The sequence below is a fragment of the Aestuariivirga sp. genome, assembly GCF_044239095.1.
Classification (GTDB): Bacteria; Pseudomonadota; Alphaproteobacteria; order Rhizobiales; family Aestuariivirgaceae; genus Aestuariivirga.
This window is the reverse complement of record NZ_JBIICB010000249.1, coordinates 1-6,507: the sequence shown is the minus strand read 5'-3', so window position 1 is coordinate 6,507 and position 6,507 is coordinate 1. Positions and strand designations below refer to the sequence as shown.

Below are 6,507 nucleotides of genomic sequence, written 5' to 3'. Positions count from 1 at the left end.
GGATCTGCGCCCGGCTTGGACTTTACTCCGAAGCGCTGTCCCAGTCCTTTCACGAAGCGTATCTCCGCGGCGAATGCGGAGATGAGCCCTGGCGGTTCGCCGAAGAAATGGAGAAGAGTTTCTTCCGTGAGTATTTCGGCGAGGACCCGGATGTGCAGTCGCTCGCGAAGTTGCTGCTGCTGGGATCGCGCGCCGGTGCGGCGTTGACCCTGAACCAGCTTGTAGCTGCTGGCATGTCCTCGCCGGGCAAGGATATGCGTACGGTCCTCACCTCCGTCCTTGATGAGCATTTTCGCGGAGAAGCGCTTTTCGCCGAATGGCTGAAGGTAAAGTTCGGTTTGCTTCCTGCAGGCCCGCCGCCCCCGGGTGACGCAGCCTCACCGGGAACAGTGGACACCAGCGCTACTTCTCACTCCGTCCAAAAGCCCGGCAAGAAGGGCTATCGATCAAGTATGGTCCGGCCCGTGGCCTTGATCGTCGTCTGGGCGGTTACACTCTATTTCGTGCTGTTTGCCGCACTGCCTCTGGTGCAGTGAGACCCGTGGGCTCGCGCATGATCTGGCCGCAAAAATGGAAACCACTTTTGCGACAAGATCATGCTCAAGAAATCAATCTTGCGCGAGTTCCTTTCGGCCAGGTGATTCCACCTGCTGGGAACGCGCGCTAGCGGCGTCGTAGGATTCCGAACAGCGAAGCGAAGAATCCTGCCGGTTGCTGCTCGTTGTAAACTTGCGGATGTAACGGCCGCCGTTCACCGCGAAGCTTCGGTACCTTGAACTCGCCAGAACCGGGGGCGTCAAGCCGCCGCGCAGAGGCTTCCGATTCGAGGAATTTGCGATGAGCAATGTATTGGCGGGCAAGGATCCCTCCGTCGATCTCCCGGAAGGGTGCCGGCGCCAGCGTTCGCCCTGTAAGTGTGGTTTCAGGCGTCTGGGGCCCTCGCCCCGAGATCAGTTGCCGAACGACGTCAAACTCTTCACTCCGCATCCTGATTGGCTCCGGTGATCAGTGTCATGCCGACAATCGCGACATGGGACAAAACAACGCAACTCACGATAATACTTCCTCCTCCTCATTGGTCACAAAGTTCGCAGCCAGATAGCTCGAAAGCAGGATTTCATACGCATACTCCTGGTCAAGACCCCATCTGTCGCCGTCAGGTACCGCCCGGCCGTCTCCGTAAATGGCCTCGCGATACTCTGAATAGATCATATATCGGTCATTAATCTTGCCATTGTAAAGGTCTACAACCCGTTTCAAGTCCGCCAGAGCGCGGCGCCGGATCGGGTGTCCTTCGGGAAGCACGCGCTTCATGGCATCATGGGGCGCGCCATAGGCCCCCTCGACAAGCCTGGAGAAAGCCTCGCGCAGGGCGCGAAGTTTGCCGTCATTGGTACGCTCCCCGCTGAGATCCTCTACCACGACGGCGGTCCAATAATATGAAACAGTGCAGCAGTATGGTGATTGCCAGAGCGCAGGCAATATCTGCTCACTGCTCGATTGCAGCAGCAGGAATGGACGCAGCACGATTCGATAGACCTCATCGGCCTGCTTGCGGTTGCGGAGCCAGTTCAACATTGGACTGGCCTTGAACTGTTACGAGCGTCTCCCATCGCTCATTGGCCTCGCATCAGCTGTCGCTGGTCGCCGGTGAAGAGGATGTCACTTCGGGTTTCGCAGTCAAAGACTCGTCGTCCTGTGCAAGGCTGCGGCCAGCACTATCATCCGTGAGTATTTCGGCAACGGCCAACCTGCTGATGGCCGCTGGTTCTTTCGGCGTGGGGATGAGTGCAATACTTGCTTCAATCTCCTTCCTGAAGGCAGCGTTCAGGACATCCATCTCCGAGCGGAAGCGCGTCAGGGCGAGGAAGATGAAGTCGACGTAGCTCTCAAGCACTGCTTCTGTCGTGTCAGTTGCCTTTTGTCTGAACATGTCGTTCAGCCTTTCGGAGCGCTGCGCCACCCCTTCGAAGGACCGCTCAAGATTGCTTTCCAGAGCATGCAACGTGTCGCGGGTCATCGAGGTGAGGCGTGTCGGTATGCCGTCAATGATTGTGCGCATCTGGTCAGACAGGCCGACGATTGAGCCCTTGAGCGAACCATCCACCTTGGCGATTTCGCCTTCCATCCGCAGGGACAGTGCGGCCGGAAGGTCTCTTATTGCGCCTGCAATGCGCTGTGATGTCTTTTCCGCTGCCTCGTCGATGAGGTTTTCGAACCGTGCAGCATCGGTGTTCACCCGTTGCACCAGATCGCTCGAACTTGCCGCAAGCCGGGTCTGGAGTGCGATCGTCGCCGCATCGATCTCGCGGCTTACCGCGCTGATCACCTGGGAGGCAGCATTGTTGAGTTGCGAGACTGATGCAGCGAGGTTCTTCTGGATCCTCTCATCGAGTTGGGCGACGGAGGCTGTCATGTCGGCCAGTGCCTTGTTGGCCGTGACCGACACCTGAGAAACCGGATGGTGCAACTTGTCGACCAGCGAGTTTGCGGTTTCCGCCAGGAAGCCCAGCTCACGCGACATGGACGACAGACGCGTGACTTCCTCCGTGATGACGGCCGTCAGCATGTCCCGGAAGCGTTCAACGTGGTTGTCGACGGTGTGACGGAACAATTCGTTGTTCTCGTCGGAGAAGTCCTTGAACAGCAAGCGGTTGTTATGAAGGCTGGACGTGATTTCCTTCGCGAGCTGCTCCATGACGTCGACATTGGCGGTCGAAAGCATCGCCGCATCGGAAATGGTCTCTGAAATCGGGTTCAGGCGGCTCAACGTCGCTTCGAGTTGATCGGGCAAGCGTGAGATCGTCGCCTCGAAGCGAGCAACGCGCTTCTCGATTTCGGGTGCTATCGTGTGATTGGCGCGGTTGAACTCCTCAAGGCAGACCTGGAGTTCGCGCGTGCTCTGCTGCAGTTGTCCCCCGACTGCTCCCAGAATGCCGCCGGCGCTCTGGGTTGCTTCCTCGAGAGAGGTAACAGTGCCCTCGAGCTTGTTGATGACGGGGAGTACCTCTGCCGATATCGCGGCGCCAATTCGCTGCAGGGAGTCCTTCTGGACTTCCGTCGCATCGGCGATACTGCGCATTTGCGCGAAGTTGAGTTCCGCTGAGGCTTCAGATTGTTGCATGATGGCTGACATCTGCTGGGAGAGCGCGTTGGTCCTCTCGTCCAGAGCCGCCATGCGGGTGTCCAGGTCATTGGTCAGGCGGTCGAAGGAAGCAGTCAGATTGCGGCTCGCATCCTCTGCCACGGGTCCAGGGTCGTTGAGCCTCTGGGTGAGTGTCATCATGCGCCGCCACATTTCGTAATTGACGGCCTGACGGTGGGCAGACATTGCGAGCAGCCATTGGATGGCCGCAATCACCACCACCGACAGCAGGAACGGAGAGAATTGTACCGGGTTGAGCAACAGCGCTGTGAGGGCTTTGGTGCTGGTGAAACCCATGATCACGGTGAAGATCAAGCAGAACGCAACCGTTGCGACCGCGGCGGCCCAGAAATAGCGTGAGCCAACGAAGGCAAGGCTGACCCGGCCCTGGCCCCGGGCGCGGTCATCATTCGCCGGATGCTTGCTGATGGCATCGAACCGTTCGACGTCGTGACGCGCTGTCAGCGGGCGGTGCGTCCCCATGCGATCCGACCAACGCGACCTTGATCCGGTGAAATCGGGCCCCAGTCCATCCTGATCATGTTCTCGGGCGGATTTTCTCGCGAAGGCCGATGAATTCATTGTACTACCCCTGACATACGGCGCGGACGCACGTGCGAAAACGATTGTAGCCAATCGCTATGAAAAGAAAACGAAATTCCATGAGACAGCGACAATCATGATGACCGGATGCAGACTGCAGGTTTTAAATGGGTAATGCGACAATCAAAAGGTGAGTAAACTGGCTTTTCTGCTCCCAGACTTGGCGTGTACCGTGCTTGTGAGCGCAATTTAAAGGTGCTTTCAGCTGCCGTAATGATTCGAGCCCGGCTTCTGCAATCTGAAATAGTGTTGGTCATCAATCTGTGCATTGCACTCTACGAACCAAGTTCTTGCGTTTCGTAGGCTCCGTCCTCGGAGAACCGAACACGATGGCCGTGCCATTCGACACTGCGGCCAGCCCAGCCGGCAACGAACAGCACAGGAAGCAGCAGGTCGCGAAGCAGCGAGGCTGAAAGGGAGCGCGGCCAGGCCGCCGCACTGCACAGGATCCATTCCGTGGAATACCACAGCATCAGGAAGGCAAGAAGGAAGGCGGTGGCGTCCACTTGCAGAAGCGACAAGCCAAAGAGCAGCGCGAGAAGCGGGGGAATTGGCCCGGCAAAGCATTCGGCCGCATAGTGCAGAGGGAAGGTGGACCTTCTGAGGCGGGCCCAGCGGACCTGACGCATCCAGACCTGACGCGCCGAGCGTTGGCCGATCAGCTGGGGGAAAGGCCCCGCGAGCCGAACGTTGCGGCCTTTTGCATGCATCATCTTGGTGGCCGCCGCATCTTCCGCGGGCTCTGCTGCCAGCCTTGCAAGACCGCCATGCGCCAGATCTTCGCGGCGGAAGAACAGTGTTTTGCCCTGGGCAAAACCGAAGCCCAGCGTGTCGACGGTGTATTGCATCCGGGCCTGATAGGCGTTCAGGAAGGCGCACTCGACCTCGGCCCAGAAACCCTGTGCCGCAAGCCCGATTGGCGGGGCGGAAACCATTCCTGCCCCGCTCTCAAGTGTTCTGACGAGTTGATCGAGGTAGTCCGGCGGCGTGAAGACATTGCTGTCGACAAACACGATATGGTCGTGGCGGGCCTCGCGAAACCCCTTCGCCATGTTGTTCAGTTTGGGGTTCTCGCCGAGTTTGTCCTTGCCGGTCAGGACCCTCGCCCTTCGATCAGGGTGTTCGGCAACAAGCTTGCGGGCGAGCGGCAGAATCGGATCTTGCTCCTCCGCCACGCAGAACAGAACCTCATAGTCGGGATAGTCGATCTGGAAGGTTGACGTCAGCGTCTCCCGCGAGAAGGGTTCAAGGCCGCACAAGGGCCGCACCACGGTGATGCCGGGGCGTGCCACGGGCATTGCGGCTGTCCTCTCCTTCCGGAACCTGAGGAAGGTGAGGGCGCATGAGCCGGCCTGAGCCGTGAGTGCAACAGCGGAAAATGCCACCAAGGCGCCAGCAAGAATGTCCATGATGACTGAATGTAGCAGTTGCTTGACGGTGTGATGACACCGATTCCAGCCAATTCTCACAAAATGCTCGCCTCCTTCGAGGTCCACAATCTGCGGCATCAGTGCGTGCTCGACGTCTCTTCCATGACGGGCGCCGTGACGGAGTGACTTGAGGCTGGCGGTCTCTGGCCGCTCATGTGAAAGGCGGCCCGAAGGCCGCCTTCCGGAAGTCGTCTGGTCAACACAGGGCTCAGCTGCGCCGCTTGACCTGCCGCTCTGCGCTCTCGATGACCGAGGGCAGGATCTTGCGGGCCTTCATGACGCCAATGGATTTCACCATGACATCCTGAGCACCCTTGTCGTTTCCGTCGGCCCTCATCGCGTCGGACAGGCTTTGCAGCTGATCGAAGAACGTGATGTGACCAACCGTATCGGCAGCCTTTTCCGGTTCCTTCAAAAGTGCGCTGAGTTGCACTTTGGCTGCCTCCTCAATCCCCCCAAAACCGGCGTTCTCTAGTGGCATTCCGGCTAGCGCGCGTTCCGACCAGTTGGAATCACCTGGTCGAAAAGAACTCGCGCAAGTTCAATTGCTTGAGCATGATCCGCAAACGATAATCTGAATCCGATATCCACCGGAGGACCGACGTTTCGGAGTTGCTGTCACGTTGGTGGTCATTAGGCAAGGACCCCGCGCCACAGCGCCCTCGCCGCGCGCACGCCTAGAGGTGTCGTTTCCCAAGCGTAAACATACCTCTGCCCCCGGCGTTTGTCTCGCCAGTTGTCTCGCTGATTTTTCTGGGGTCATCCGCCCGAGGCGGTTAAGTCATTGAAGAGAATGGCGCGCCCGACAGGATGAAACTGGGCACCGATATGTTATTGTAGCGGCTCCATGAATTCTCGCCGCCCTGCACGAATGTCGCGCTCGACACGCTTCGAACGCGTGACCTTTGCCGGAGGAGCGACACGCGTCCGCCACGTCCGGCCCTTCACCGACCAACCTGAGTGACCACGTTGGTGCTCGCGTCAAGCAGCCGCCGGAGATTCCGAGGCGTGTCGGTGCGGGGCTTGCTGCCGACCTTATGCGCGGGCATGAAGGACAAATCGGTTGTCAAAGGGTCGGAAAGGGCCGTTGACGATCATCGGAATGTTGTGGTCCGCGCATCGTCACCGCGCTCAAGACGATCAAATAGGCCCCTTTCGGAGACTTAACGTGTTCACTCACATTATGATCGGCAGCAATGACCTGGAGAGGGCTAGTGGATTGGCCGGGACAAAAGAGTCCGATTGAAGGTTCCCAACGGCTTGTTGACGTGCGAATCTTAAAGGATGCGCAATGGTATCAGTTTCACCGTTTCCGCCGCCGACTGTCAG

The 6,507-nt window shown here is 58.6% G+C and carries 5 protein-coding genes; 1 reads left to right on the top strand and 4 read right to left on the bottom strand.

Annotated elements, in window-relative coordinates; genetic code table 11:
* The coding region (locus ACILRA_RS18110) for a hypothetical protein (RefSeq protein ID WP_395663465.1) at positions 1 to 536 on the top strand (536 nt) is incomplete at its 5' end.
* A gap of 514 nt (positions 537 to 1,050) precedes the next feature.
* Here the strand turns inward: ACILRA_RS18110 and ACILRA_RS18105 are convergent.
* The 4 genes from ACILRA_RS18105 to ACILRA_RS18090 form a co-directional block, all read right to left on the bottom strand.
* The gene (locus ACILRA_RS18105; protein WP_395663464.1) at positions 1,051 to 1,578 is read right to left on the bottom strand and encodes a hypothetical protein; all 528 of its coding nucleotides are present in this window, start codon (positions 1,576 to 1,578) and stop codon (positions 1,051 to 1,053) included.
* A gap of 52 nt (positions 1,579 to 1,630) precedes the next feature.
* Positions 1,631 to 3,628, bottom strand: a complete 1,998-nt coding sequence (locus tag ACILRA_RS18100; protein WP_395663463.1) for a hypothetical protein — start codon at positions 3,626 to 3,628, stop codon at positions 1,631 to 1,633.
* 395 nt (positions 3,629 to 4,023) lie between these two features.
* Positions 4,024 to 5,046, bottom strand: coding sequence for a glycosyltransferase (locus ACILRA_RS18095; RefSeq protein WP_395663462.1), 1,023 nt, complete (start codon positions 5,044 to 5,046; stop codon positions 4,024 to 4,026).
* Positions 5,047 to 5,386: 340 nt separating this feature from the next.
* Positions 5,387 to 5,659, bottom strand: a complete 273-nt coding sequence (locus ACILRA_RS18090; protein ID WP_395663461.1) for a hypothetical protein — start codon at positions 5,657 to 5,659, stop codon at positions 5,387 to 5,389.
* Positions 5,660 to 6,507 lie beyond the last annotated feature (848 nt).